This window comes from Luteolibacter arcticus (assembly GCF_025950235.1).
Lineage (GTDB): Bacteria > Verrucomicrobiota > Verrucomicrobiia > Verrucomicrobiales > Akkermansiaceae > Haloferula > Haloferula arctica.
Genome location: NZ_JAPDDT010000008.1, coordinates 171,061 through 197,323, shown reverse-complemented (window position 1 = coordinate 197,323; position 26,263 = coordinate 171,061). Strand labels below are relative to the sequence as shown.

At 63.2% G+C, this 26,263-nt stretch carries 17 protein-coding genes and 1 tRNA gene; 11 read left to right on the top strand and 7 right to left on the bottom strand.

The window, feature by feature from the left end; genetic code table 11:
- Nucleotides 1-53 precede the first annotated feature (53 nt).
- The 4 genes from OKA05_RS18185 (at nucleotide 54) to OKA05_RS18170 (ending at nucleotide 9,034) form a co-directional block, all read left to right on the top strand.
- Nucleotides 54-5,189, top strand: coding sequence for an NHL domain-containing protein (locus tag OKA05_RS18185; RefSeq protein ID WP_264488605.1), 5,136 nt, complete (start codon nucleotides 54-56; stop codon nucleotides 5,187-5,189).
- A gap of 110 nt (nucleotides 5,190-5,299) precedes the next feature.
- Nucleotides 5,300-6,013 carry an ATP-binding protein gene (locus OKA05_RS18180; protein WP_264488604.1) on the top strand — a complete coding sequence of 238 codons (714 nt, stop codon included), beginning with the start codon at nucleotides 5,300-5,302 and terminating at the stop codon, nucleotides 6,011-6,013.
- A gap of 128 nt (nucleotides 6,014-6,141) precedes the next feature.
- Nucleotides 6,142-6,486: a hypothetical protein gene (locus OKA05_RS18175; RefSeq protein WP_264488603.1), complete on the top strand. Its 345-nt coding sequence runs from the start codon at nucleotides 6,142-6,144 to the stop codon at nucleotides 6,484-6,486.
- Nucleotides 6,479-9,034: a tetratricopeptide repeat protein gene (locus OKA05_RS18170; protein ID WP_264488602.1), complete on the top strand. Its 2,556-nt coding sequence runs from the start codon at nucleotides 6,479-6,481 to the stop codon at nucleotides 9,032-9,034. The genes OKA05_RS18175 and OKA05_RS18170 overlap by 8 nt, the downstream gene beginning before the upstream one ends.
- Nucleotides 9,035-9,056: 22 nt before the next feature.
- On the opposite strand, the gene OKA05_RS18165 is transcribed toward OKA05_RS18170, so the two are convergent.
- Entirely contained in the window at nucleotides 9,057-9,593 is a 537-nt protein-coding gene (locus tag OKA05_RS18165) for a DUF456 domain-containing protein (RefSeq protein ID WP_264488601.1), read from the bottom strand.
- Nucleotides 9,594-9,796: 203 nt separating this feature from the next.
- Here OKA05_RS18165 and OKA05_RS18160 point away from each other — a divergent pair, with 203 nt between their 5' ends.
- The 4 genes from OKA05_RS18160 to OKA05_RS18145 all read left to right on the top strand — a co-directional run bounded on the left by OKA05_RS18160 (nucleotide 9,797) and on the right by OKA05_RS18145 (nucleotide 15,069).
- Nucleotides 9,797-12,100, top strand: coding sequence for a DUF6797 domain-containing protein (locus tag OKA05_RS18160; RefSeq protein WP_264488600.1), 2,304 nt, complete (start codon nucleotides 9,797-9,799; stop codon nucleotides 12,098-12,100).
- 69 nt (nucleotides 12,101-12,169) lie between these two features.
- Complete coding sequence (locus tag OKA05_RS18155) at nucleotides 12,170-14,134, top strand: cytochrome c family protein (protein ID WP_264488599.1); 1,965 nt, start codon at nucleotides 12,170-12,172, stop codon at nucleotides 14,132-14,134.
- 93 nt (nucleotides 14,135-14,227) lie between these two features.
- Nucleotides 14,228-14,635, top strand: a complete 408-nt coding sequence (locus OKA05_RS18150) for a hypothetical protein (protein ID WP_264488598.1) — start codon at nucleotides 14,228-14,230, stop codon at nucleotides 14,633-14,635.
- Between the two features lie 233 nt (nucleotides 14,636-14,868).
- Complete coding sequence (locus OKA05_RS18145) at nucleotides 14,869-15,069, top strand: hypothetical protein (RefSeq protein WP_264488597.1); 201 nt, start codon at nucleotides 14,869-14,871, stop codon at nucleotides 15,067-15,069.
- 745 nt (nucleotides 15,070-15,814) lie between these two features.
- On the opposite strand, the gene mutS is transcribed toward OKA05_RS18145, so the two are convergent.
- Nucleotides 15,815-18,298: a DNA mismatch repair protein MutS gene (mutS, locus tag OKA05_RS18140; RefSeq protein WP_264488596.1), complete on the bottom strand. Its 2,484-nt coding sequence runs from the start codon at nucleotides 18,296-18,298 to the stop codon at nucleotides 15,815-15,817.
- 101 nt (nucleotides 18,299-18,399) lie between these two features.
- On the opposite strand from mutS, the gene OKA05_RS18135 reads away from it, so the two are divergent.
- A complete protein-coding gene (locus OKA05_RS18135; protein WP_264488595.1) occupies nucleotides 18,400-18,822 on the top strand; it encodes a cytochrome b562 in 423 nt (140 codons plus the stop codon).
- A gap of 289 nt (nucleotides 18,823-19,111) precedes the next feature.
- On the opposite strand, the gene OKA05_RS18130 is transcribed toward OKA05_RS18135, so the two are convergent.
- The 4 genes from OKA05_RS18130 to OKA05_RS18115 form a co-directional block, all read right to left on the bottom strand.
- Entirely contained in the window at nucleotides 19,112-19,771 is a 660-nt protein-coding gene (locus tag OKA05_RS18130; RefSeq protein ID WP_264488594.1) for a L,D-transpeptidase, read from the bottom strand.
- 59 nt (nucleotides 19,772-19,830) lie between these two features.
- On the bottom strand, nucleotides 19,831-21,177 hold the full coding sequence (locus OKA05_RS18125) for a tetratricopeptide repeat protein (RefSeq protein WP_264488593.1): 1,347 nt from the start codon (nucleotides 21,175-21,177) through the stop codon (nucleotides 19,831-19,833).
- 210 nt (nucleotides 21,178-21,387) lie between these two features.
- On the bottom strand, nucleotides 21,388-22,446 hold the full coding sequence (locus tag OKA05_RS18120) for a M42 family metallopeptidase (RefSeq protein ID WP_264488592.1): 1,059 nt from the start codon (nucleotides 22,444-22,446) through the stop codon (nucleotides 21,388-21,390).
- Nucleotides 22,447-22,499: 53 nt separating this feature from the next.
- Entirely contained in the window at nucleotides 22,500-23,942 is a 1,443-nt protein-coding gene (locus OKA05_RS18115) for a sulfatase family protein (protein ID WP_264488591.1), read from the bottom strand.
- A gap of 214 nt (nucleotides 23,943-24,156) precedes the next feature.
- Here OKA05_RS18115 and OKA05_RS18110 point away from each other — a divergent pair, with 214 nt between their 5' ends.
- Nucleotides 24,157-24,927: an SDR family NAD(P)-dependent oxidoreductase gene (locus tag OKA05_RS18110; protein ID WP_264488590.1), complete on the top strand. Its 771-nt coding sequence runs from the start codon at nucleotides 24,157-24,159 to the stop codon at nucleotides 24,925-24,927.
- Nucleotides 24,928-25,015: 88 nt separating this feature from the next.
- Nucleotides 25,016-25,098: transfer RNA gene (locus OKA05_RS18105), tRNA-Tyr, on the top strand.
- Between the two features lie 258 nt (nucleotides 25,099-25,356).
- Here OKA05_RS18105 and OKA05_RS18100 read toward each other — a convergent pair.
- Nucleotides 25,357-26,226, bottom strand: coding sequence for a hypothetical protein (locus OKA05_RS18100; RefSeq protein WP_264488589.1), 870 nt, complete (start codon nucleotides 26,224-26,226; stop codon nucleotides 25,357-25,359).
- Nucleotides 26,227-26,263 lie beyond the last annotated feature (37 nt).

The window sequence follows — 26,263 nt, the reverse complement described above, 5'->3', positions numbered from 1 at the left end:
GGCACCATACGAAGCCATCCCTCCGTCCCGGCCCGCTTCTCCAACTGTTGTTGATGACGATGATCGCGTGCGGCTTCCCGGCCGCGAACGCGCAGAGCGACTACACCACACCCTACGCCATCACCACCTTCGCGGGATCCGGAACCCAAGCACAGGGTAGCGCGGATGGCACCGGCGGAACCGCCACTTTCAACCGGCCGAAAGGAATCGCCTTGGACTCCAGCGGCAACCTTTTTGTTGCGGACCGTTACAACCACAAGATCCGCAAGATCACCCCCGCGGGAGTGGTCACCACCTTCGCCGGGTCCGGCAGCATCGGAAGCGCGAATGGCACGGGCGCCGCCGCGAGCTTCAGGGAGCCACACGCGATCGCCGTGGACCCCAACGACAACCTTTTCGTCGCGGACACGTGGAATAGCAAGATCCGCAAGATCACCCCGGCGGGCGTAGTCACGACCTTCGCCGGATCGGGCAGCCAGGGAACCACGAATGGAACAGGCACGGCGGCGACCTTTGGAAACCCCGAAGGCATCGCCGTGGATGGTAGCGGGAATGTCTTCGTGGCTGACACCCAGCATCATCTCATCCGGAAGATCACCCCCGCAGGAGTGGTCACCACCTTCGCCGGCAGTTCAGGAGCCACGGGCAGCGGGGACGGCACCGGCACGGCGGCGCGCTTCTCCTACCCCAGGGGCCTTGCGGTGGACTCCGCTGGCAACCTCATCGTCGCGGACTCTAACAACTATAAGATCCGCAAGATCACCCCGGCGGGCGTCGTCACGACCGTGGCAGGATCTGCTTTCCCCTACGGTGGCGGGCCTGATGGACCCGCCGATGCGGCAGGCTTCCAAGGTCCTACAGCCCTCGCCGTGGATACTGCAGGAAATGTATTTGTCACCGACTACTCCTTCGCCAGGCACCACGCGATCCGGAAGATCACCCCGGAAGGTATGGTGAGTACGGTCGCCGGGTCGGATGACTGGGGCTCGACAAATGGCAATGGCTCGGCGGCATCCTTCTGGGCGCCGGACGGCTTGGCGGTGGACGCGACCGGCAATCTCCTCGTCGCGGACACAGCGAACAACATGATCCGCAAGGGTGTGCCCAGCGGCCTCTGGCACCAGCGGATCGACTTCGCCCCCCTTCTGGCCAGATCCTCGTCCGACGCTCCCTTTGCGATCCATGCCAGCGCGAGCAGCGGCTTGCCCGTGATCTTCGATATCCTGAGCGGACCTGCCACCGTCAGCGGGGAAACCGTCACCCTGACCGGGCAGGGCACCGTGGTCAGCCGCGCGACCCAGCCCGGCAACCCGTCGTTCGATGCGGCCGCTCCGGTTTACCAGAGCTTCGATGTCTCGGCCGGCACCCGACCGTCCTATCACCTCCACGACTTCACCACCCTGGTGGACCCGCTCGGAAGCCCCATGATCACGCTGGATGCCAGCGGCAATCTGTACGTCGGCGGATCCAACACGGTCCCGATCCAGAAAATCACTCCCGCCGGAGCGACCAGCACCTTCGCAAGCACGACGGGAATCAACTCCCGCCGCAATCTGGCAGTGGACTCCGCCGGCAATGTCTATCTTGCCGCGATGGTCAGGATCTACAAGATCACACCAGCGGGAGTGGCGTCGGTGCTCGCAGGGTCCGGCTCTCAAGGAACATCCAACGGCACCGGCACTGCGGCAAGTTTCTGGGATGCCACGGATGTCGCCGTGGACTCCGCCGGCAACGTCTTCGTGGTGGATCGATACAACTGCAACATCCGAAAGATCACCCCGGAAGGCGTGGTCTCCACTTTCGCCGGCTCCGGCAATCAGGGAAGCGCGGACGGCACCGGCCTCGCTGCGAGTTTCAGGAATCCTCTGGGACTGGCGATCGACAGTGCAAACACCCTTTACGTCGGGGACAACGGCAACCACAAGATCCGCAAGATCTCCCCGGCGGGGGTCGTCACCACGCTCGCAGGCTCCCGGACCCAAGGCAGCGCGGATGGGACCGGAGCCGCCGCCACCTTCTACGGGCCTAGCGGTCTGGCGGTGGATTCAAACGGCAACGTATTCGTCGCGGATTCGGGTAACCACATGATCCGCAAGATCACCCCCTGGGGTGAGGTCTCAACCGTGGCCGGCCTGCTCACTGCCGGAAGCACCAACGGAATGGGTCGGGTCGTGAGCTTCCATAACCCCACCGGGGTGGAAGTGGACGCAAATGGCATCCTCTACGTTGCCGAGTCAGGCAACACCGGCAAGATCCGGAAAGGAGTTCCTGTCACTGGCGACATCCTTGCCCAGACAATCACCTTCAATCCCCTGCAGGACAAGACCACGGATGATGTCTTCATTGCCCTCAATGCCAGTGTTCCCAGCGGCCTGCCGGTGGAATTTTCCGTGGTAAGTGGTCCCGTCACCGTCTCGGGCAATGTGATCACCACCAACGGCCCGGGCAGTGTGACGATCCGCGCCAACCAAGCGGGCAATGAATTCTACTCCGCCGCTCCACCGGTCGAACGCAGCTTCAACATCTCCGAGGGAACGACCCAGCCAGCGCCGTCGATCTACACGGTTTCCTCGATGGCAGGTTCAGGGGTCGAGCTTGCCGGCTACGCGGAGGGCATCGGCGATGCAGCCCGCTTCAGTTCTCCCTACGGCGTCGCTGTGGACGCGAGCGGCAATCTCTTCGTCGCAGACCGGGACAACCATAGGATCCGCAAGATCACCCCGCAAGGCGTGGTCACCACCTTGGCGGGTTCCGGGACTCAGGGCACTGCGGATGGCACCGGCAGCGCGGCGGGTTTCCGCTATCCCATCGCCCTGGCTCTGGACCCGGGTGGCAATCTGTTCGTCTCGGATTGGGGCAACCATACGATCCGCAAGATCACGCCCGCCGGTGTGGTCACCACCTTTGCCGGTTCCGGATTGATTGGCAATTTGGACGGTGCCGGAACGGCAGCCAGGTTCAATGCACCGACCGGTTTGGCAGTGGACGCAAGTGGCAATGTTTACGTGGCCGATAGCACCAACAACAAGATCCGGAAGATCACCCCGGCGGGCGTGGTTTCATCGTTCGCGGGCTCCGGGTCCACAGGCACCACTGATGGAGGACCCACGGCAGCCCGGTTCAATTACCCCACTGGCGTGGCATTGGACGCGAGCGGCAACCTGTTCGTCGCGGATCAATACAATAACAAGATCCGCAAGGTCACCTCCGCGGGGGTCGTCACGACTCTCGCCGGCTCTGGTGGCCAAGGCAGTGCGGACGGCACCGGAACCGCGGCCACCTTCAATTATCCTCACGGCCTAACGGTGGATTCCGCTGGCAACCTGATTGTTGCGGATCGCTACAACCACAGGATCCGCAGAGTTACCCAGACCGGCGTGGTCACCACTTTCGCCGGCTCCACGGCCAGCTATTGGGATGGATCCGGAACGGGAGCGGGCTTCTACGAGCCAACCGGCGTGTCCGTGGATGCGGGTGGCAATGTCTACGTCGCGGATAGTTTCAACCACAAGATCCGCAAGATCACCTCGGCCGGCGTGGTCACGACGGTCGCCGGAACGAACATGGCAAAGGATGGCAGCGGGACGTCCGCGAGCTTCAACAAACCCGAAGGCGTCGCAATCGACGCGGACGGCAATGTCTTCGTCGCGGATGCCTCCAACAACAAAATCCGCAAGATCACCGGCGCGGGCGTGGTCACGACTTTCGCCGGCTCCGGAAACCCAGGCAGCGCGGATGGCGTAGGCACCGCCGCGAGCTTCAATCAGCCCAAGGGCGTGGCAGTGGACGCGAGCGGCAATGTCTATGTTGCCGACAGCGCCAACCACAAGATCCGCAAGATCACCGCGGCGGGTGTGGTCACGACCCTGGCCGGCTCGGCGTCCCCCAGCAACATGGATGGGACCGGCACGGCGGCCGGCTTTGGTTTCCCGAGCGGCGTGGCCGTGGATGCGAGCGGCAATGTTTTCGTCGCGGACTACAACAACCGCAAGATCCGCAAGATCACCCCGGCAGGTGTGGTCACGACTTTCGCGGGATCCGGGAACCAGGGCAGCACGAATGGCACCGGCCTCGCCGCGAGTTTCAGAAATCCTGCCGGTATCGCGGTGGATCTGAGCGGCAATGTCTTCGTCGCGGACCGGGAGGACCACAAGATCCGCAAGATCACCGCCGCGGGCGTGGTCACGACCCTTGCGGGCTCCGGCAACCTTGGCAGCGCGGACGGCACCGGTGCGGCCGCGACCTTCAGGTATCCTGGTGGCGTGGCGGTGGATACGAAAGGGGTGGTATTCGTCGCAGACACCCAGAACCACAAGATCCGGAGGATCACGCGGGCCGGCGAGGTCACCACGGTCGCAGGCTCGGCATCTTACGGCAGCGCCGACGGCATCGGCGCTGCGGCAGGTTTCTTCTTCCCCTCGGGCGTCGCAGTGGACGCCAGCGGGAATCCTGTCGTCGCGGATAGCTGGAACCACAGGATCCGCAGGGCACAGTCCGGCTTCGAACAAACGATCACCTTCGGGCCTCTGCCGGACCAGGAAGTGGGCGACCCACCCCTCGAACTCAGCGCGACTGCCAGCAGTGGCCTGCCGGTGGCGTTCTCGATCCTCAGCGGTCCGGCCACCCTCTCAGGCAGCACGCTGACGCTCACCGGCCCCGGCACCGTCGTGGTGCGCGCCACCCAACCGGGCAATGTCTCCTACGCGGCCGCACCACCGGTCACCCAGAGCTTCATCGTCACCGGCAGCAATCCTCCAGATATCGCCCTCAACAACTGGGCCACCACCGCCGGCCTCAGCGGGGAAGATGCCGAACCCGACGCAACCCCCTTCGACGACGGCGTGCCGAACCTCCTCAAGTTCGCCTTCAACATGAACGCAGCGGGTCCCGACAGCAGCGTACTGGGCGCGGGCGGCAACTCGGGCCTGCCCCAGATCACCATCGATCAGTCCGATCCCGAAGCCCCCCCGGTCCTGAAAGTCGAATTCCTCCGCAGAAAAGGCAGCGGCTTGATCTACACCCCCCAGCGTTCCGACACCCTGGACGGCTTCGTTTCGATGACCGGCACCCAGGTGATCACCCGAATCGACGACCAATGGGAACGCGTCAGCGTCGAGGAAACCACTCCCCCCACCACCACGACCGCCACCAGCGGCTTCGCCCGAGTGCAGGTCACCTTGCCACAGTGACCTCCCTCACCCACGTTCTCTGACGGCTTCAGCCAAAATGAGATCTGGAAAACAAATTTGTTGCGCAACGATTTTGATGCGCTACAAATCTGTTGTCCAAGATCTCCGCCATGAAACTCAAGATCGGCTCGCCCGTCTCCGGCGACAACTTCTTCCCCAGACCTGACGTCACGGCCCGCCTTCGCCGGGCCTTGGAACGCGACCACATCTCCTTTCTCGCTCCCCGCCGCACGGGAAAGACGAGCGTGCTGATCCATCTTGAGGACACCGCACCGGAAGATCACCCCCATTTCCGGATCAACCTCGAAACCTGCACCTCACCCTCCGAGATGATGGCGGCCTTGATGTCCGCGCTTTCCGAGGAAAAGCCGCGTTGGCGTCAGGCGCTCGGCAAGGTGAAGGACTCGGCCCTCTCAGCCATCCGCGGCATCGAGACCGTTTCCATCGCCGGCAACGAAATCCGGCTGGCAAAAGGAAGCGACTGGAAGAAGCCCGCCGAGGCATTCCTGAAACAGCTTACCCAGCATGACGGCCGGATCACCTTCCTGCTCGACGAGTTTCCCATTCTGGTCGATGCCGCCGCCAAGCAGGATCGCGACGATTGCGAGGCCATGCTCCGCTGGTTCCGCGAATGGCGGCAGCGCACCGCCGACAGCGGCATCCGCTTCCTGGTCACAGGCTCCATCGGCCTCGCGAATGTCGTCCGCAGGCACAACTTCGCCGACACCGTCAATGACTTCGACTCCCTCGACCTCCCTCCACTCACGGAGACCGACGCCTTGAAACTCATCGCCGCCTCGCGGAGGGAGAGAAGATTCCCCTGAATCAGGAGCACGGCAAACGCATCATCTCCCTGACGGGAAATGCCTACCCGTATTTCCTCCAGATCTTCGTCGCAGAAGTCGGCGACTATCTGGCCTCTAAGCCCGGCACCGAACTGACCGCCGCATCCTTGGATGCCATCTATCGCGACCGGATCGTCGCCGGGCCGAAGAACCAGTACCTTCCGCACATGTGGGACCGTCTCGATACGGTCCTCAAGCCCGAGGAAGCGAGAATCGGCAAGGGCATCCTGCGCGCGGTGGCCAAGCAAAAGAGCGGCCTCTCCAGCGATCAGCTTTCCGAAGCGGCGAGGGCCTCCCTGCCAGACTCCGGGACCCTCGAATCCTCCACGCTCTCCTACGTTATCGAGGTGCTGAAGCACGATGGCTATCTCTTGCAGAACCCCGCCCCACCGCACCGCACCCGCTTTTTCTCAAACCTCCTTCGCGACTACTGGACCCGCCGTCATGCCTGACCACTCGGAAATCGATGCCTCGCTCGGCATCTACAATCCCGCCTCACTCCCGCCCGATGTCTTGCTCGATGAATTCATCGCGCGCCGGTCACTCCTCGAGCGCGCCCTCGGCATCGTCCGCGACAACCATCGCGGCCAACCCCAGCAGCACCTGCTGCTGCTCGGGCCGCGCGGCATGGGCAAGACCACCTTCCTGCTGGCCCTGGCCTACTCCATCCAGCGGGATGCGAAACTGGCCCGCGAGTGGCTACCCGTCATCTTCCCGGAGGAAACCTACGGCATCGGCGACCTTGCCGACTTCTGGCTCCAAGCCACCGAGCAACTTCTGCACGCCGCCGGAAACGAAGGTGCCCGCACGGAAGTGGAGACCCTTCGCGAAGCCAATCCCGACGACATTGAGGAGCGCGCCAAAGACCTCTTTCTCCGTCACGGCGCCGCCACCGGAAAACGCATCCTACTCGGCGTCGAGAACCTCAACGACTTCTTCGATGCCGTCTCCGATGAGGCCCAGCAGCACCGCCTCCGCGCCTTCCTGATGGAGGACGACCGGGTGATGCTCGCCGCCAGCTCCACCTCCTACTTCGATGCCACCGGCTCGATCGATCTGCCGTTCTATGACTTCTTCCGCACTATCCGGCTGGAGCGACTCACCGTAGAGGAGAGCGTCGAAGTCCTGACCCGCCTCGCCGAACTCCGCGGTGATTCCGAGGTGCTCACCGTCGTCCGCAAACAACCCGAGCGCATCCACAGCCTGCACGTCCTCACCGGTGGGAATCCGCGGCTGATCAAGATGATCTATCGCCTGCTCAAAGAGGGCATCGATGGCGACGCGCGTCGTGACCTCAATCGCCTGCTGGAAGACTGCACGCCCTACTTCAAGAGCCGCATCGAGGAAATCAGCACCGAGGAGCGTCGGGTCTTCGATCACGTCGCCCGCCACTGGGATCCCATCGCGGTCGGCGACATCCAAGCCGCACTCCGGCGTCCCTCGAACAAGATCAGCACCTACCTCCGCCGCCTCGTCGAAGGCGGTTTCCTCGAAGAAGCACCCGGCTCGACCCAGAAGCGCAAGGTCTATCAAGTAGCGGAACGCTTCTACAACATCTACTACCTCATGCGCTTCACCCGCTCCTCGCGCCGTCGGCTCGAGTGGCTCGTCCAAGCGATGCGAGTCATCTACTCGCCCGACGATTTCAAAAGCTGGACAGAGAAAACCCTCGCAGCCTGGAAAAAGGACGGAGGCAAGTCCGCAACCGGAGAACGGGAGGCGTTCCTCCACGCGCTCACGGTCGCGTCGGACACTCCAGAACTCCGCAAGGAATTGATCGGAAAGACTCTTGAAGCCGCTTGGAGCCACGACCAACTCGAATGCCTCGACCGTCTGCTGGATCGCGAACTTGCGAAGCAAACCCTTGGTGAAGATTTTGACTTGATCGACTTGTTCGCAAATTTGCCAGCGAAAGAAAAAAATCGGCTAGGATACGACCCCAGGAACAACGCATGGTGGTATAACTTAACCGATTCCCTCGAAGAATCTGGCCGCTACATTGAAGCCGAACAGGCTTATCGGAAGGCCATTGAAATCGCTCCGGACTACGCACCTCCGTGGAACGGGCTCGGAATACTATTGGCGAGCAAGCTCCGTCGCAACGATGAAGCCGAAGCGGCCTTTCGCGAGGCTATCAAAATCGATCCGGCTTACGCGCCTCCTTGGCATGGCCTCGGCAATATACTGCACGATCTCGGCTGCTCCAAGGAGGCTGAGCAGGCCTTTCGCAGGGCCATCGAGATCAGTCCGAATTCCGCCCAACCATGGTCCGGACTTGGCAGGGTATTGCGCAATATCGGGCGTCTTGGGGAGGCCGAACAGGCCTATCGCAAGTCTATCGAAGCCGATCCGAACTACGCATACCCATGGAATGGGCTTGGTAACCTATTTCTTAATTTGTTGAATTTCAAGGAAGCCGAACAGGCCTATCGAAAAGCTAGCGAAATCGACCCAAACTTCGCCAATGCATGGAATGGTCTTGGCAATACACTTGCCGATCTCGGCCGGTTCGATGAAGCCGAACAGGCATATCTCAAAGCGATCGAAATCGATCCTAAACATGCGTATTCTCATGCCGGGCTTTCCGATCTTCTTGATCGACTTTCCCAAGTCGAAAGATCCCGCCAGCACGCCTTTCAAGCCGGACTTCTCAATCCATTGGTCCCTTGGGCGCGAAGCCAGTTTCTCAAAATCTGCGGCAAAGACAGGGATTCTTGGCTTCAAGTGCTCCCCAAGCTCCTCGATGTGCTCAATTCCCCGCCCATCGACCCGGAAGTCACCGAAATGACGCTTCGAGGCCTCCAATTCGTCCTCTCCAACCAAGCCCTCAGCCCCCGCGACGCGATCGCCATGATCGAAGCCGCCGGCAACCCGGAACCGCTGGCCGACATCGTCCTCGCCCTGCGCTCCATCGAGGAACCCGGCCTGCTCGACAAGGTCAGCCCCGAGGTCCGCACCGTGGCCAAGGACTTCATCAAGCGAATCCAAGCCGCGCCCTGATCCACGTTCGGCAGTCACCGCTTCACCCCACCCAAAAGCAGTCGATGAAGAACCAGGCGATCATCACGATCCCGATCGCCAGCTTCATCCCCATCCCCGCCACGGTGCCGACTACCGAGCCGACGCCGGAGACGGCGGCGGGCTTGAGTTCCTGCTTCGCCCCCCATTTTTCCATAGCAAAGGCTCCGATCAGCGGTCCGAGAATCAGGCCGAGGGGAAAGAAGAACATCCCGACGATGCCGCCGGCCAGCGCACCCCACGCACCCCATTTGGTGCCGCCGAACCATTTGGTGCCAGCCGCCCCCGCCGCGAACTCAAGCGCCTGCGAAATCGTCATCAACACGGTGAGGATCAGAAAGGTCCACCATTCCATGCCGGAGCCCTCGCGGCCCAGCATCAGGCGGTGGGCGATGGCGGCCATCAGTAGGATCAGGTGACCCGGGAGGATCGGAATGATGCAGCCGACCAGCCCCGCGAGCAGCAGACACGAGGTGACGACCCACGCCAATCCGGTTCCGGCCGTGCCCCAGCCGCCCCACTGAATGATTGCGTCCCACATCGCGGCGGGACCATAGTGCTGAAAGCCGGACGGTCGAGGATTTCCCCCGAATCGCGCTGGCGCACCGAATTCTTGTCAAACACGTTTGAAAACCGACGTATGGGGTGCTGGCACGGCAACCCGGGGCGGCTTGAGCAAACTTTGATGGCTTTCCGTGCCATGCCCGTAAACCCCGCCCGCACCCACGACGTAATTTCACACTCATGCGCCCGTTCCACATCGCACCGATCGTCCTCGCCGCAGCCGCCGCCCTGCCCGCCCATGCCGCCAATTGGTGGGAGGAAATGCAAATCGGCCCCGCCTGGGCCAATTCCTTCGCCGGCACCTTCGACGGTCAGGAGCAAGTCGCTGCCGTCAAGGGCGTGCTCGTGGACCTGGGCGACGGCACCCGCGCCCTCTTCGACACTGAGACGCTGCGCGTCGTGACCGTTTACAAGGGCGGCGTCCACTGGGGCGGCACGCCATGGACCGGTTCCCACGGGCAATTGGTCAAGACCGCCAACGAAAAGGACTTCATTTTCAACACCATCCCCGGCCCCGGCTGGGCGAATGAAAGCGGCAGCTTCGAGGACAAGCGGACGAGCATGTCGTTCACGCTCTACACTGCAAAGCGCGACGCGAGCCAGGTAACCGCCGCCTGCGGCAATATCCCGGACGCCCAGTACAAGGGCTTCTACCGCCACGGCAGCCGCATCGTCTTCGAATACACCATCAACGGCACCCGCGTGCTGGAGCACCTCCAGTCCGGCCCAGACGGCTTGGTCCGCCACTTCGAGGTGGCCCCCCACTCCAAGCCGCTGGCGCTGCTCGCCGCGGATGACAGCTCCGCCTTCACCGCGGACAAGGGCGCTGCCAAGTCCGGCTCCGGCCTCTCCGTCGCCACCGGCGGCAAGGGCGCCGTGCTGGCTCCGGCCGCGGACAAGGCGACCCGCCTCGTCGCCACCCTCGCTCCTTCCGAAGAACCCACCACCTTCACCATCTCCTACGCTCGCGGCGGCACGGCCAAGTCCGTGGCTCCCTTCAATGTGACCGGCGCCACCAAGGGCGGCGAAGGCCTCTGGAAGGACGTCATCACCACCAAGGGCCAAGTTTCAAACGACAAGAAGGCCGCCTGGGTCACCGACACCGTCACCCTCCCCAGCGAGAATCCCTGGAAGTCGAACATCCGCTTCGCCGGCTTCGACTTTATCGATGAGGACAGCGCCGCGATTTCCTCGTGGAACGGCGACGTCTGGATCGTGAAAGGCCTCAAGAGCGACTGGAGCAAGCTCTCTTGGAAGCGCTTCGCCGCCGGTCTCTTCGAGCCGCTCGGCGTGAAGGTGGTGGACGGTGCGATCTACGTCCACGGCCGCGACCAAATCTCCAAGCTCCAAGACCTCAACAAGGACGGCGAAGCCGACCGCTTCGAGTGCTTCTTCAATGGCGTGGCGGTCTCGCCGAACTTCCACGAGTTCGCCTTCGACCTGCAGACCGACTCGAATGGCGACTTCTACTTCTCGAAGGCCGCTCCGGTCCGCCCCGGCGGCCGCGGCTTCGACACCATCTTCCCACACCACGGCACCGTGATGCGCCTGTCAAAGGACGCCTCAAGCTTCGAGGTGGTCGCCACCGGCCTGCGCGCACCCGGCGGTGTCGGCGTCGGTCCGAATGGTGAAATCACCACCGGCGAAAACGAGGGCACCTGGCAGCCCTGCTGCAAGATCAACTACATGACGAAGGACCAGCGCCCGCTGTTCTTCGGCACCGAGTCCAGCCGCCAAGGCCTGAAGGACGCGTCCTACACCGAGCCACTCTGCTACCTGCCAATGGATGTGGACAATTCCGGCGGCTCCCAGACCTGGGTGCCGAAGGGTGCGAAATTCGGCCTCCATGAAGGCGAGCTGATCCACCTTTCCTACGGCACCTCCTCGATCTACCGCGTGCTGCTCGCCAGTGTCGGCGATACGCTGCAAGGCGGCGTGGTCAAGCTCCCGGTCAAGCTCGGCTCCTCCGCAATGCGCGCCCGTTTCCACAAGGACGGCTCCATGTATGTCGCCGGTTTCCGCGGCTGGCAGACGAATGCCGCCAGCGAGAGCGCCTTCCAGCGCGTCCGCTACACCGGTGCCACCGTCACCATCCCGGACAAGCTTGAGATCACCGAAAAGGGCGTGCGCCTGCACTTCGAAACCGCGCTCGATGAAGAGCTCGCGGCCGATCCGGAAAGCTACACCGCCCAGCGTTGGGACTACGTCCGCGGCCCGCAATACGGCTCCGGCGAGTTCTCGGTGGACAATGTCGATACCCAGGCCCGCGAGATCGCCCTCCAAAAGGAATCCAAGGAGCATCACAAGCGCGACACCGTGAAGGTCAGCGCTGCCCGCCTGCTGAAGGATGGCAAGACCGTCGAAATCGACCTGGAAGGCCACAAGCCCTCGATGTCGCTCAAGGTCGAGTGGGACCTCGAGGATGCCGAAGGCGAGGTCGTCAAAGGCGACATCCATTGCACCGTCCGCAAGATGGGCAAGTAAGCCGGGACAATTGAAATTGGAGACTTGAGTCGGCTCGGGCTATGGTCCGAACCTCTCCCCTTTGCTGCCATGAGATCGGTCCCATTCGTCGTATCCGTCCTATCCGCCACCACCTTGGCGGCCGACATCGCCCGCGCCGAACTCGCCGCCGCCTTCGAGTCCGGCAGTGAAAAGGACACCCGCGCCGACCGCCTGCCGGCCTTGCTCGTCAAGGCCGGCGAGTCCCCCACCCCGTTCCTGCCCGCAGGCGAGTTCAAGGTGACGTGGACCGGCAAGCTGGTGCTCGCCGAGCGCCAGCGGCTGGCCTTCTCCTTCGAGGGCGAGGGCAAGGCGACGCTGACGATTGATGGCGAGGAGGTTCACACCGAGGACGGCACCCTCGGCTCCACCGCCTCGAAAAGCACCCGCTTCAACAAGGGCGAGCACGACGTCTCCATCACCTACCAATCGAAGCCCGATGGCTCCGGCCGTTTCCGGCTGTTCTGGGAAGAGCGCACGTTCCCGAAGCAGAGCGTGCCGCCGACGGCCTTCACGGCCGAGGTCGCCGCGGATCCCGCCCGCCAGGGCCGCCTGCTCTTCGCGGAGAATCATTGCTCCAAGTGCCACATGGGCGCCGCCGGCATGACCGAGCTGAGCGAGTTCGGCCCGCTGCTCCTCGCCACCGGCTCGCGCCTCAATGAGGCATGGATCGCCCAGTGGCTCGCCAATCCCTCCGCCTTCCGTCCGGACACCCGGATGCCCGATCTGATCGACGAATCGACGGCCGACGGGAAGCAACAGGCCGCCGACCTCGCCGCTTGGCTGATGACTCAGAAGGTGGGCGAAACTCCCGCCGCACCCGACAAGGCGCTCGCTCAAAAAGGCGGCGAGCATTTCCACCGCCTCGGCTGCGTCGCCTGTCACACCCAGGCCGGCGGCGATGCCGACCCGACGCGCGTTCCGCTGGAGAATGTCGCGTTCAAGTTCCAACCCGGAGCACTCGCCGGCTTCCTGAAAAAGCCGGATGCCTGGTATGCCCACATCGGCATGCCGGACTTCGCGCTCAGCGATGCCGAAGCCAACGAAATCGCCGCCTTCCTTCTCGATGCGTCCGGCAAGGCCGAGCGCAAGCCTTCCGACTTCCCCAAGGGCGATGCCGCCAAGGGCATGGAGATCGCCAGCGCCCTGAATTGCGGCAACTGCCACGCCGGCACCGGTGCCATGAACGTCACCCTGGCCACCACCGACGCGATTTTCGCCAAGGACTGGGCCGCCACCGGCTGCGTCTCCGGAAAGCCGGGCGCCAAGACCCCGAAGCTGGCACTGGCCGATGACGAGCGCGCCGCTCTCGTTGCCTTCTCGAAGAAAGGCACCGCCCCGCTGACCCGCAACGTCCTCGCGGAAGCTGCCGCCGCGAAGCTGAAGTCGCTTCACTGCACGAGTTGCCACGGCATGGACGGCCAGGCCTCACGGCTCGATACCACCCACGTCGAGTCGAAGTCGTTGGTCGCCCACGTCCAGGGCGAGAATGAGAAACTCGAGCAATCCCGCCCGCACCTGACCTACATCGGCGAGATGCTGCACGCCTCCTTCATGGAGGGCATCATCAATGGCGCACCTCCGGGGGGTCGCCCGCGCCCGTGGCTCGATATGCGGATGCCGGCCTTCCACGCCCATGCGAATGGCCTCGCCGTCGGCCTCGCCCGTCTCCACGGCGTCGAGCCCGGCAAGCCGGAGGCCCCGCAGGTGGATGCCGCCCTTGCCGAGATCGGCAAGAAGATCATCGGTGCGGACGGCTTCGGCTGCACTACCTGCCACGGCGTCGGCCCGGTGAAACCCACCGCCGCCTTCGAGGTGGAGGGTATTAATTTCGCTCTCGCCCACGAGCGGCTGCGCAAGGAATGGTTCATGCGCTGGATGGACAATCCTGCCGCCGTCACGCCCGGCACCAAGATGCCGCGCTACAGCGAGGAAGGGAAATCCCAGCGGCCGGAGCTGGATGGCGACGCCGCGAAGCAGTTCGACGCGATCTGGAACTACCTCCAGAAACCCTGATCATCCTGAAATCGCAATCGAGGCGCGCAAATTCACCAGTCGCGACCCGGTAAACGGTATGATTTGGAACACCGGCTGCTATTTCCCCGCGAAATGGCAGTCCACTTGATCAAACCGGCCCTCGTCGCCCTCGGTGCCGGCACCCTGTTCGCGACCAGTTATTACCTCTCTACCCAGGTGGGTCTTCAGTCCGAAGGTTGGCACGAAGTCACCGTCGAGATGCCTCGCAATCCCGGCTACGCCGCCGTGGGGCAGAGTTACTTCACCCCTGACGGCAGCAAGGTGCTGGTCACCGCGGCCACCCGTCAGGACGGCAAGCACCAGCTCCATGCCAAGGTCCAAGGCACCCACCGCTACGCCGTCGCGCTGTTTCCCGTCCGCTTGGAGCATTCCTTCGCGATGGATACTCCTTCGCTGGAGTGGACGCTGCGCCAAGCCAGCGGCCAGACTCCCGCCCAATGGATTGCGCCGGCCGGCCGACAGTGGCACGTGTTGAATTGAACGCCGGGGATCCGGCGGTAAATTCTCCCCGCCATGATGGGAGGCATTGGAGCCACGGTCATCAGCATCATCGCGATCATTGCGCTGCTGGCCCTCGCGCGTCTATTGACGAATTGGATCGCCGATTGGTGGGAGTAGTGAGGAACGGCGACGGTGAAACGGCAACCTGCGGGCTTTTCCTGCCCGTCACTTGCGTCTTGAATCGTCCCGTCTTTGCTTTCGTCATTCCTTCCATGCTCGAACTCCCCCGCTCCAGCACCGACCTCCGGATCGCCGTCCCTTGCCACTCCTGCAACATGCTGGGCAAGATCGCGGGCAGCTCCTGCGACTACTGCGGCGGCACCGGCTGGAACCTCAAAAATCCCGACCGCCTCTCCCCCACCGAACTCGACCGCCTCCGCAAGAAATTCCCGGCCCCACCGGCTGAGCCTTAAGCAAGCCAGCCGACTTCCCCGCAGTTCGCACACGTAGAGGCGCGTCTCTCCTTATGTAGCGGCGCGTCTATGACCGTCGCTGACTAGCGGCCACAAGCCGCATCGTGAGACCCTGTCTCCGGCATCACAAATCAGGGTTCTCCCACCAGCCCCAACGGGGCGAAATCCCTCAGCCCAGGGCAAGCGCAGCGTCGCCCTTGGGTTTCCCCACGCCAGACACGGCGGCCTGAAGGGCCGCGAGACGGGTACGGTGCGCATTACCATCGCGCGTACCTCCACCGCAAGGAGACGTTCCAACAGGAATACCTCATCTTCGTCCCATCGGCACGGGCCCCTCTTCGTCCCAACGGGACGGCTCATAAGAGCCTGGCACGAAGTGCCAGGTGGGAGTTGCCAGCGCATCGTGTCCCAACGGGACACCTCATGCGTCTGGCGGCCATCTGTTAGACGGGGCGGGAAGCCTTGGCTTGAGGGCCTTCCGCCGCGACCTCGCACGGCGTGGGCACTTGCCCTGTCTTGCACTCTTGCGCCGTGACGTGGCCTACCCACCTTGCCGATACCCCGACTTCACCCCGCATGACGCATCACGTTGTGACGCCATCCGTTTGTCACGCCCACCCGGCACTTCGTGCCGGGCTATGATGAATCGTCCCGTTGGGACGGGAGACCCAATAGCCCCATCAAATTTCGCCATTTTCGCTCGTTTCGTTGTTCCCCCCTTCTCCCGAACTCCGAGCGCCCGCCCCTAAAACTCCCCAAACAAATCCAACTGCGGCGCATTCGCCGCCGGCATCCCATCCTGATCCTGACCTTGCTTCATGTTCTTCGCCTTCGGTCCCTGCTTCTTCGCATCGGGCTTCGCCGAGTTCAGCTCAAGATGCGACAAAATCGACTTCGCCCGCTCGATGATCGGCTTCGGCAAGCCGGCCAAACGCGCCACCTGAATCCCGTAGCTCTTGTCCGCCGCGCCCGGCAGGATCTTGCGCAGGAAGATGATCTCATCGTTCCACTCGCGCACCGCCACATTGAAATTCGCCACCGCAGCGCGCGTGTTCGCGAGATCGGTCAGCTCATGGTAGTGCGTCGCGAATAGCGTTCGGCAGCCGATCACATCGTGCAAATGCTCGGCCACCGCCCAAGCGATCGACAGCCCGTCGAAGGTCGCCGTGCCACGCCCGATCTCATCAAGGATCACCAGCGAGCGATCGGTCGCGTGGTTCAAAATCAGCGCGGTCTCGTTCATCTCCACCATGAAGGTCGATTGCCCGCGCGAGAGATCATCCGAAGCACCCACGCGGCAGAAAATCCGGTCCACCATCCCCACCACCGCATTCTCCGCGGGCACGAAAGCCCCCGTCTGGGCCATCAGCGTGATCAATGCGACCTGACGGATGTAGGTCGATTTACCCGCCATGTTAGGTCCTGTTAGAATCTGCAACAGCGAGTCGGCAGGATCGAAGGTCGTGTCATTGGGAACGAACTTCTCCTCCACCAGGGTCTGCTCCAGCACCGGATGCCGGCCATTGGTGATCACGAGATGCCGCGAGTCTTCCAAGACCGGACGGACATGGCCGTGGGTCTGCGCGGTCTCCGCGAGCCCGCAGAGCACATCGATCTCCGCAATCGCCGCAGCCGTGTGCTGGAGCGCTTCCAGCTCCTTGCAGACTTCCAGGCGGAGCTGGAGGAATAGCTCATACTCAAGCTGCTTGGCACGTTCCTCGGCGCCCAGCACCTTGTTCTCCATCTCCTTGAGCGCCGGGGTGATGTAGCGCTCGCAGTTCGCCATCGTCTGCTTGCGCGTGTAGTCGTCCGGCACCTTGGCGAGCTTCGATGAGGTGATCTCGATGAAGTAGCCGAAGACGTTGTTGAACTTCACCTTCAGCGAGTCGATGCCCGTGCGCTTGCGCTCATCCTCCTGCAACTTGGCGATCCACGACTTGCCATCGCGCGACAGCGAGCGGAGTTCATCGAGTTCCGGCGAATGGCCATCGCGGATCATCCCGCCGTCCTTGAGATTGGCCGGCGGCTCTTCGGCCAGCGAGACCTGCAAATGATCGACCAGATCGGGAAAGGCCCGCAGCCCCTTTGCATGCGGAACGCCGAGGCAGCCGAGATCTTCCTGCAGCGCCGGGATATGACCCAGCGAAATGGCCAGCGCCTGAAGGTCGCGCGCATTCCCCGCTCCCTGCGAAAGGCGCCCGACGGTGCGCTCGATGTCGCGAATGCCCTGCAGCGATTCCCGGCACTTCGAAAGGATGAACGGCTGTTCTAACAACGCCGCAATGAAATCATGGCGCTTGTCCAGAGGCTCGCGATCCCGCAGCGGGTGGAGGATCCAGTCACGCAGCAAGCGCGCACCCATCGGCGTCTTGGTACGGTCGAGCACGCCGAGCAGCGTGTGCTTCTTCCCCGAGCGCGAGTCGATCAAGTCCAGGTTGCGCTGCGACGCCGCATCGATCAGCACGTGCCGGCCATTCTCCCGCATCTTCAGCGAGCGCAAATGATCGCACGGGCGGCGGAGCTGATGGACCAGATAATGAAGGATCGCCCCCGCAGCCGCCACCGCCGAGGGCGCATCGGCGCAGCCGAAGCCATCCAGCGAGTGCACGCTGAAGTGGTCGCATAGCATTTGCCGCGCGGGATCCGGCAGGAAGGCGTAGCCATCATAGGGCTGCGCCGCGGGCAGATGGCCGAAGCCTGAAAGCTGCTCATCCGAAATCAACAGCTCGGACGGCGTCAGACGCGCGAGTTCGTCATCGAGCTGGGCTTGGTCGGCGAACTCCGCGACCGTGAACTCGCCGGTCGAGTGATCGACGCACGCCAGACCCCGCGACTTCCCGAGAAGAAACACCGCCGCGAGATAGTTCGGCCGCTGGTCATCCAGCAGGTGGCTCTCGATGATCGAGCCGGCCGAAATGATCCGCGCGATCTCCCGCTGGACGATCTTCCCCGGGGACGGCTCGCTGGTCTGCTCGGCGATGGCCACCCGCTTGCCGGCCCTCACCAACTTGGCGATGTAGGCATCGGCCGCGTGATACGGCACGCCGCACATCGGCACCGCGTTGCGCTTGGTGAGGGCCACGTTGAGGATCGGCGCGGCGGTCTTCGCGTCGTCGAAGAACATCTCGTAGAAATCGCCCAGCCGGTAGAGCAGCAGCACGTCATCCGGCAGCGAGCGGCGCATGGCTTGGTACTGCGCCATCATCGGGGTGAGCGTCGGTGCGGACATCTGCGGCGATTTGAGCCGCCGGATCGCAGCGGGTGAAGCGGAAAGCTCCCCCTTTCGGCCCCTTGACAGGTTGCGGCGGGATGGGCTGTATGCCGTCGCGTATGAAGAAACTGATTTTTCCCGCCCTGCTACTGGCTTCCGCCCTGATGCTGCCGACCCCGCTGCGTGCCGATGAGGACACCCCGCTTGCCAAGGAAATGGAAAAGGTGGACGAAGCCTTCAAGGGCTTCCGCCGCGAGACCGACCCCGTGAAGGGAGCCAAGGCTGCCCGCGAGGCGCAGGACGCCGTGCTCAAGACCGTCGCGCTCGTCCCCGCGATGATCGAAAAGATGCCGGCCGGTGAGGCCAAGGACAAGGCCATCGCCGCCTACCGCACCCAGATGGGCCAGCTCTTCGTCATCTTCTGCGAAGTCGAGTCCGCCTTCATCGCCAAGGACCTCCCCGCCGTGACCAAGCTGGTCGAGTCCGTGAAGGGCTCCAAGAAGAAGGGCCACGACGAGTTCATGGAAGAAGAGGAGGAGTAATCCCGCGAATTTCACGAAACGAAAAAGCCCCGTTCGCTCACGCGGATGGGGCTTTTTTAGGTTCTCCGTCTGGTCCCAACGGGACAAGGACCACCTTTCCCGCTCCGCCTCAGCAGTCGGAGACCCGGACTGCGTGCAGCCCTGCTGCCGCCCGATGCCAGCAGCCCTGCTGCGGGGAAGCACCCGGGCGCCCTCCCCTCAGGCCTACAAAAGTCCGCGTCGTGTGTTCGGGCAGCGAGGGACCATTCAGGCCGGTCTGAAGACCGGCGCTCCCGGGCAAAGCCACCGTTCAATCCTCCACCACCGACACCGGGGATCCGACCCTCACCTTGCCGTAAACGATCGGCATCACGGCACTCGGCCCGCGGATACAGGCATGCGAAGCCGCCCGCCGCGAGCGAGGAAGCGGCCCGATATGATGGCCCACACCGTCCCACGTCAGCCGCATCCAGTAATTCATCGGCGCCCCCACGAACTTGCCGCCTTCCGGCACATCCTTCGGGGTTTCGCCGTCCACCTGGTTGCCTTCGGCGTCGAAAACCTTGCCGTAGGCGTTGGAAGACTTGTCCACGATCTTCTCGAGGATCTTGTAATCTCCCGGAGGCGTCGGCCGCGATGGAACGCCGCTGGAAATCGGATAATCGATCACCACCTCTTCCCCATTCATGAGAAATCCGCGTTGCAGCGGCAGCGAGATCACGACCCGCGAGTTGCTGTCGTTTGTCTTGGAAAGGAGCGGCTCGTTCTTCCAGACCTTCATCGTCTTCGGGTAGTCGGGCTCCGCCTTGAAGTGGTCGTAGGTGCCGGGCGGGAAGGGATTGGTCGGCTTGCCTTGCGAGTCGATCGGCTTGCCATCGGGACCGAGGGTCACGGACTTGTTGGCACAACTGGCCAAAATCAGCGCCAAAACGCTGGCGAGCACGCTCAAAAGGGACGTCGAATAGTTCATGAGGCTGGCTGGGGCGCGGGTCTATACCTTAGCCGCCCCGATCCCGCAACCCCTTAACCCTAACGAGGATCGAGCCCGTCCGCCCGCTGCAACAGAGCCTTGGCCGCCTCCTCGTTGCGCTTTTCCCCCTGCCAGATCCCGGCCAGCCGGCGCAAGGCCACGGCGGTTTCCTTCTTCCGCTCCGGCGGGTAGCCGCGAATGGCAGTGCGCAGGCGATCCTCCGCAGCCTTGGTCTGGCCGCTCTCCAACAGGCATTCGGCGAACTCGGTGAGGAAGACCGGGTCGGTCGTCGGCCCCTTTTCGCCCGAAAGGCTCTCCGCCTCGCGGAACAGCCGCGAAGCCCGCTCGCGCGACTCCGGATCCCGGCGCGTCGCCACCGCCAGCTTCACTGCCACGTCGGCGTCCTGAGGGTGATAAAACATCGCCTTCTCCAAGAGCAGCCGCGCGTCGCGAGGCAGGTCCGCGTCGAGAAACTCGTCCGCCAATTCGACAAACTCGGAAACCCCGCCACCCTTGACCTTGAGCGCCTGCGCGGCATGCAGCCGGGCCTCGGCGGCGCGCTCCTGCTTGCGGTAAAGTTTGGCCAGTGACTGGTGCGCCAGGCCTTGGTTCGCGTCGATCGCGATGACTGCCAGCAGCGTCCCCTCGCCTTCTTCCAACCGCTCGGCGGCGAGCTGCAGGATGCCGAGCCGCGTCCGCAGCGCCAGCGACGACGGCACCGCCTCGACGTGCTTGGCCAGGATTTCGACCGCTTCCGGCAGTCGGCCGGTGGTGCGGAAATGCTCGCTCGCCGCCCGGGCCAGCACCGGGTCCTGCGGCACGCGCAGACAAGCCCCTTTAAGCAATTCATCGACCCGGGCACGAGCCTTCAGGTCATCCTTTGGGAACAAGGTGCGCGCCATGTTTGCCGCTTCGAATACCTCGGCCGGGCCGGGCTCAGACGAGGCGATGGCCTCGAACATCGCCAGCGAGCGGTCGCGTTGCTCCAGCGCTTCATAGACGCGGAACAGCCGCCGCTGGATGGACAGGTCACCGGGGAAACGATCGAGCGACTTCTCCAAGGTATCCCGCGCGAGCTTCGCGGCGAAGTCATCATCGGGCGAGGCCTCGCGCAGGAAGTCAGCGTAGGCGAGCTGGGCCTCGATCCGCTCCGGCTGCCCCGCCGCAAACTCGCGGTAAAGCGTCGACGCGCCCTCCAGATCGCCATCCGCGCGACGCTGTTCCGCCACGCGGCTCACCAGCGGATACGCCGCCGGGTCGGCCACACGAGCTTTCTCAATCGCCTCTGCCGCCGCTTTCCGCTCCCCCCGCTGCTCGGCCAGGATGCCGAAAGCGAAGTCGAGCTGCGGCGACGCCGCCAAAGGCGACGACATCACAGCAAGCCATAGCAGCGCGGCGGGTTTCATGGGATGCACGTAGCCAAGCCGAATCCCCACCGCAGGTCAAACCACTGGGAACCCAAAGCCACTGGGAACGCGGAATTCATTCCGCCCGAATGGTCCAACAACGCTTTCGCACTCAGAAGCTCCAGTCGTGCGTCCCGAATGCGCACACGCACGACCGCGGCAGCCCCTTGGACTGCGGTGACTCGTCACCGCACTCCAACGAAGCCCCTATCAGAAGCTCCAATCCCCCTTGTCCAGCTCACACACGCAGGCAACCAGCAAATCGATCGACGCCTGAAGGTCCTTCCGATGCACCGTCTCGATCGTCTGGTGAATGTGGCGCGTCGGCACGGAAACGGCACCTGCGATCGAGCCGCCGGGAACCATCCGCTGCAACCCCGCGGTATCCGTCCCACCGGCCGCCAGGATCTCCGGCTGCCACTTGATCTTGTGCTTGTCGGCGGTCTTCTTCATGTAGGCCACCATCCGGTAATCGCAGATCACCGAGCTATCCATGATCTTGATCCCCGCGCCTTCACCCAGCGAGGTGCAGCGCTCGTGCGGCGTCGAGCCGGGCACGTCGTAGGCGATGGTGGTGTCGAGGCCGAAGCCGAAGTCCGGCTTGATCTCCAGCGCGGAAACATTCGCGCCGCGCAGGCCGACTTCCTCCTGCACGGTGAAGACGGCGTAAAAGTCGTAGGCCGGCTTCTTGCGGGACTTCGTGAGCACCCGCAGCGCCTCGATCAGCAGGAAGACGCACACGCGGTTGTCGAGCGACTTCACGTTCACGCACTCGCCCATCTCGAGCAACGGGCTCCAGCGCGTGACCGGGTTGCCGACTTCGACATATTTCGCGACCTCCTTTTTCGGCAGGCCGGTATCGATGAAGTAGTCGGTGATCTTCGCCGGCTTGTTGCGATCCTCCGGCTGCATGATGTGCGTCGGCTTCGCGCCCATCACGCCGATGATGTCCTTCTTGCCGTGCACGATCACCCGCTGCGAGGTCAGCGCCTTCGCGTCGAAACCGCCGAGCGGATTGAAGCGGATGAAGCCCTTGTCATCCACATGGGTGACGATGAAGCCGATCTCGTCCATGTGCGCCGCGGCCATCGAGCGCTTGGCGGAAGAGCGGCCCTTCTTCAAGGCGACCACGTTGCCCATGTTATCCACGCGGATCTCGTCGGCCAGGCCTTGGATTTCCTTGAGCACCAGCTCGCGGATCAACTTCTCAAATCCCGGTGCACCGGGGGCTTCACAAATACGGGAAAGCAGCGCGACATCAATGGCCATGGCGCGCACGCTAGAGAGCCGATCCCGGCGGTGAAAACCAGAAAACCACCGGATTAGCGCGATTTGTTGCTATTTCCCGCCGCCGCGAGTTCGGGAAAGTCCTTTGTCAAATCGAGCAGGTCGCCGCTTTCCCGCTGGATCTCCAGCAGCCGCTGGAAAAGCAGCACGGCCAGCGCCTTACCTTCCGGGGTGTCGATGAGATCCCTCATCTCATCCGGGTCCGCCTTGAGGTCGAAGACCCGGGCCACCTTGGCTTTCGGATAGAGGATCAGCTTTTTGCCATCCCGCTCGATCATCCGCTGGAGATTCATATACGCGCCGATTGCCGCATCGCGAGGGGTGCCGGTGCCTTCCCAATGCGGGCGTAGATCCTGGAAATCGATCTCCGCTTCCACCGGCGCACCGGCCAGCTTGAGCACCGTCGGCATCGCATCCTGAAGATACACGGGAGCGTCGATCTTCTTGCCAGCCGGCACGCCCGGCCCGGTGACGAGGAAGGGCACCCGCACGCTGGCGTCGTAGAGGTTCTGCTTTCCCATCAGGCCATGCTCGCCGCAGGAAAGCCCGTGGTCGGCAGTGAAGAAGACGTAGGTATTCGCCGCCGCCGGACTTTTCTCCAGCGTGTCGAGAATCCGGCCGATCTGAGCATCGAGGTGCGTGATCGCGGCGTAGTATTCGCGCCGGTGGGTTTGTACGGCGAATGTCGTACGAGGGAAGGGCGCGAGGTTTTCATCGCGCAGCCCCTTCGCCGCGCCCATCGCCTCACGGTGCGGATACAGCGGCAGGAAATTCGCCGGCACTTTCACCCGCGACAGCGGATAGCGGTCGAGCACCTCGGCCGGCGCCTGACGCGGATCATGCGGGGCATTGAACGCGAGATACATGAACCACGGCCGCTCGTCCTTCTCCCCGACGAAGCCCGCGAAGTCATCCGCCACCACCTCGCTCCAGTGCTTGCCACCGGTCCAGAAGCCTCCCTCCTTCGGGTCGCTCGGGCTCCAGGTGTCCGGCTGTCCCTCGATCGGCCGGAAATACGCGTTCTTTCCGTCCGCAGCCATCCCTCCGGCGCGAAAGTGGCGAATCTCGCCGAAGACCTTCTTGTGGTTCGCCTGAACGTGCCACTTGCCGGAGAAGCAGGTGCGATACCCCTGCGCCGCCAGCCGTTGCGGCCACAGCTTGCCCGCCGCCACGTAGTCCTGATTCAGCCGCGGCTCCGCATCGCGCGCCTTCCAGAGCTGCTTGCCGGTCATCAGCATGGTGCGGCTCGCCACACAGATCGCGCCGTGCCAACCGCCGGGATTGTAGGCATGGGTGAAGGTGGTCCCCCGCGCCGCGAGCCGGTCCAGGTTCGGCGTGTCGATGTCCTCCGTTCCAAGCGCATGCACCCCCTTCCACGTCAGGTCATCGGCGAAGAGAAACAGCACATTGGGCTTCTCCGCCGCCCCCAGACTGCCCAGGAACACCACCATCAAGGCAAAACGCATCAAAACGGACATGCCTGAAATACCCTCATCCCGGTCCCGCGCTGTCAGCCTCCGAAGGACAAAATCCCCATTCAATTGCCCACGGATGGATATTCCTCGCCGGATTCATCCCGAAAAGCGCTTTGAATCCTCAGTTCTCCCGGCGCTTCCCTTCAATTCATGTCGTTCTATTGTTAAAACGCGGTTGAAACTTGGTCGGATTCCAGTTCGCCTCTACACAATCTCCATGCCCGCCTCTCACCAGCCCTTTCGCCTTGATGGCCGCGTCGCTTGGGTCACCGGATCCAGCCGCGGCCTTGGCCGGGTGATCGCCGAGACGCTCGCCGCCGCCGGGGCCAAGACCGTCGTCAATTGCTTCGCCAATCGTGGCCAAGGCGAAGCGGTGGTGGCTGGCATCCGCGCCAAGGGCAGCGAGGCCATGCTCGTCGCCGGCAATGCGATGGATGAAGGCGAGATCGACCGCATGGCCGGCGAGATCGAAGCCCACTTCGGACCGGTGGACATCGTCATCGCCAATGCCACCCCCTCCCAGCCCATGAAGCACTTGGAGGACTACACCTGGGAAGAACACCAGTCGATGGTGGACGCCTTCATCAAGAGCCCCTTCCTGCTCGCCAAGCGGTTGCTCCCCTCGATGAAGGATCGCCAGAACGGCCGCATCATCAACATCACCAGCGAGGTCTATCACGCCGGCATGCCGAAGTTCAGCGCCTACGTCGCCGCCAAGGGTGGCCAGATCGGCTGGAGCCGATCAATGGCCAACGAGCTCGCCCCGCACGGCATCACCGTCAACACCGTCGCCCCCGGCTGGATCCCGGTCGAGCGGCACGACGATGTGCCGGAATGCGACAAGGCCACCTACCTCGCCACGGTGCCGATGGCGCGCTGGGGCAAGCCTTGCGACATCGCCCACGCGGTTACTTTCTTCGCCTCTGACGAAGCCTCGTTCCTCACCGGCCAGACCCTTCTGGTGAACGGCGGACGGACGCTCTGGTGAGGAAATGAAAAACCCGCCGAACAATGCCGGATTTTCCCTTGCCAAAGGCGGGGACGCTCCCTAGTTGTCCGTCCCCGCCGATACAAATGGGTAGGTGCCCGAGTGGCTAAAGGGGGCAGACTGTAAATCTGCTAGCGTAAGCTTACGTTGGTTCGAATCCATCCCTACCCACCTTCCTCTCTCCGAGAGGGTTATGCATGCGGAAGCAGTTGCTTCCCGACCCTGCCGAAAATCGTCCCCCGGCAGTTTCCCGGCAGAATTCTAACGAACCCCGTCTCGTGCGGGCGGTTCTTGTCGCGCGCCCCGCGCGCAATCGCGGGCGCGTCGATTTCAGCCCATGATTTGGAGTTCTCTCCACCGAAAAGCGACTCTACTAGAGCAGCTGCTTTGGCCGATTGCCTCCCAGCTCAAATAGGAGCGCAATCGCTTCTACGAGATGTCCGAAACATCGAGCTTGAACAAGAGATCGCCGGGATTCTCCACCTCATCGTACCTCGCGCCGACAAAGAGGTAGTCGCCGGTCGGACAGAAGAGCCAAGCCTTCAGAGGAGGCAATTCCACCACCTTCTCGAAATCCCCCGAAGCGAGATCGACCCGGCTTACGGTGCAGATTTTCTTCTCCTCGGGATTCTCCACATGGAGGTACAGCTTCCCTTCCCGGAGCATGGCCCCCGATGCGCAAAAGAACCGGTTCCGGCCCGCGTTGATTACCCACCGCACCGTGCGGGTCCGAGCATTGAGGCAGTAAACAGTACCTTCTCCAACGGCAATTACGACAGACTCCGGATCCTCGGCCCCGCAGATCACGCCGAAAGACCTGACGTCTTCCAATGCCTCCAATTCCAATCCGTCGCTCCCCCACCATGCCAAGGCAACCTCCTCGTCACCGTTGACGAAGACCGCCTTTGAATCACTCAGATTCGTCACGGAAGTCATGTACTTGGCCCTCACCCTCCGGCGCTTCCCATCACTCGGATACAAGGTGATATCCAAATCCCCGGACAGGGCGAAACACGACAGGGAGGGCAAAAACTCCAGCACGTGTCCTTCCGCCTCCGTCGAAAACACCTTTTCCAAAGTCCGGGACGACCAGGCCGAGAACTCTTCCCGCGTCGCGGCGGTGACAAATCCGTATTCGATCCTCTGCACGTCGGCACCACACAAGTCGAGCGTGCGCTGAGCGAGCAACTCGCCGGTCTTCAGATCGACGTCTGCCAAACAAACCATACGAGCCTCCATGTCGACTGACGACAATACCACCACTCCCGGGCCGGCATGATCGATGTAGCGGTAGTTCATAGGCTGATGGCGAAGAATCCGGACGGACGCGCCCTGT

Excerpts from the sequence above, each read along its gene's own strand:
- OKA05_RS18185 (WP_264488605.1), top strand. The coding sequence starts at position 54 with ATGACGATGATCGCGTGCGGCTTCCCGGCCGCGAACGCGCAGAGCGAC.
- OKA05_RS18180 (WP_264488604.1), top strand. The coding sequence starts at position 5,300 with ATGAAACTCAAGATCGGCTCGCCCGTCTCCGGCGACAACTTCTTCCCC.
- OKA05_RS18170 (WP_264488602.1), top strand. The coding sequence starts at position 6,479 with ATGCCTGACCACTCGGAAATCGATGCCTCGCTCGGCATCTACAATCCC.
- OKA05_RS18165 (WP_264488601.1), bottom strand. The coding sequence starts at position 9,593 with ATGTGGGACGCAATCATTCAGTGGGGCGGCTGGGGCACGGCCGGAACC.
- OKA05_RS18160 (WP_264488600.1), top strand. The coding sequence starts at position 9,797 with ATGCGCCCGTTCCACATCGCACCGATCGTCCTCGCCGCAGCCGCCGCC.
- OKA05_RS18155 (WP_264488599.1), top strand. The coding sequence starts at position 12,170 with ATGAGATCGGTCCCATTCGTCGTATCCGTCCTATCCGCCACCACCTTG.
- OKA05_RS18150 (WP_264488598.1), top strand. The coding sequence starts at position 14,228 with ATGGCAGTCCACTTGATCAAACCGGCCCTCGTCGCCCTCGGTGCCGGC.
- OKA05_RS18145 (WP_264488597.1), top strand. The coding sequence starts at position 14,869 with ATGCTCGAACTCCCCCGCTCCAGCACCGACCTCCGGATCGCCGTCCCT.
- mutS (WP_264488596.1), bottom strand. The coding sequence starts at position 18,298 with ATGTCCGCACCGACGCTCACCCCGATGATGGCGCAGTACCAAGCCATG.
- OKA05_RS18135 (WP_264488595.1), top strand. The coding sequence starts at position 18,400 with ATGAAGAAACTGATTTTTCCCGCCCTGCTACTGGCTTCCGCCCTGATG.
- OKA05_RS18130 (WP_264488594.1), bottom strand. The coding sequence starts at position 19,771 with ATGAACTATTCGACGTCCCTTTTGAGCGTGCTCGCCAGCGTTTTGGCG.
- OKA05_RS18125 (WP_264488593.1), bottom strand. The coding sequence starts at position 21,177 with ATGAAACCCGCCGCGCTGCTATGGCTTGCTGTGATGTCGTCGCCTTTG.
- OKA05_RS18120 (WP_264488592.1), bottom strand. The coding sequence starts at position 22,446 with ATGGCCATTGATGTCGCGCTGCTTTCCCGTATTTGTGAAGCCCCCGGT.
- OKA05_RS18115 (WP_264488591.1), bottom strand. The coding sequence starts at position 23,942 with ATGTCCGTTTTGATGCGTTTTGCCTTGATGGTGGTGTTCCTGGGCAGT.
- OKA05_RS18110 (WP_264488590.1), top strand. The coding sequence starts at position 24,157 with ATGCCCGCCTCTCACCAGCCCTTTCGCCTTGATGGCCGCGTCGCTTGG.
- OKA05_RS18100 (WP_264488589.1), bottom strand. The coding sequence starts at position 26,226 with ATGAACTACCGCTACATCGATCATGCCGGCCCGGGAGTGGTGGTATTG.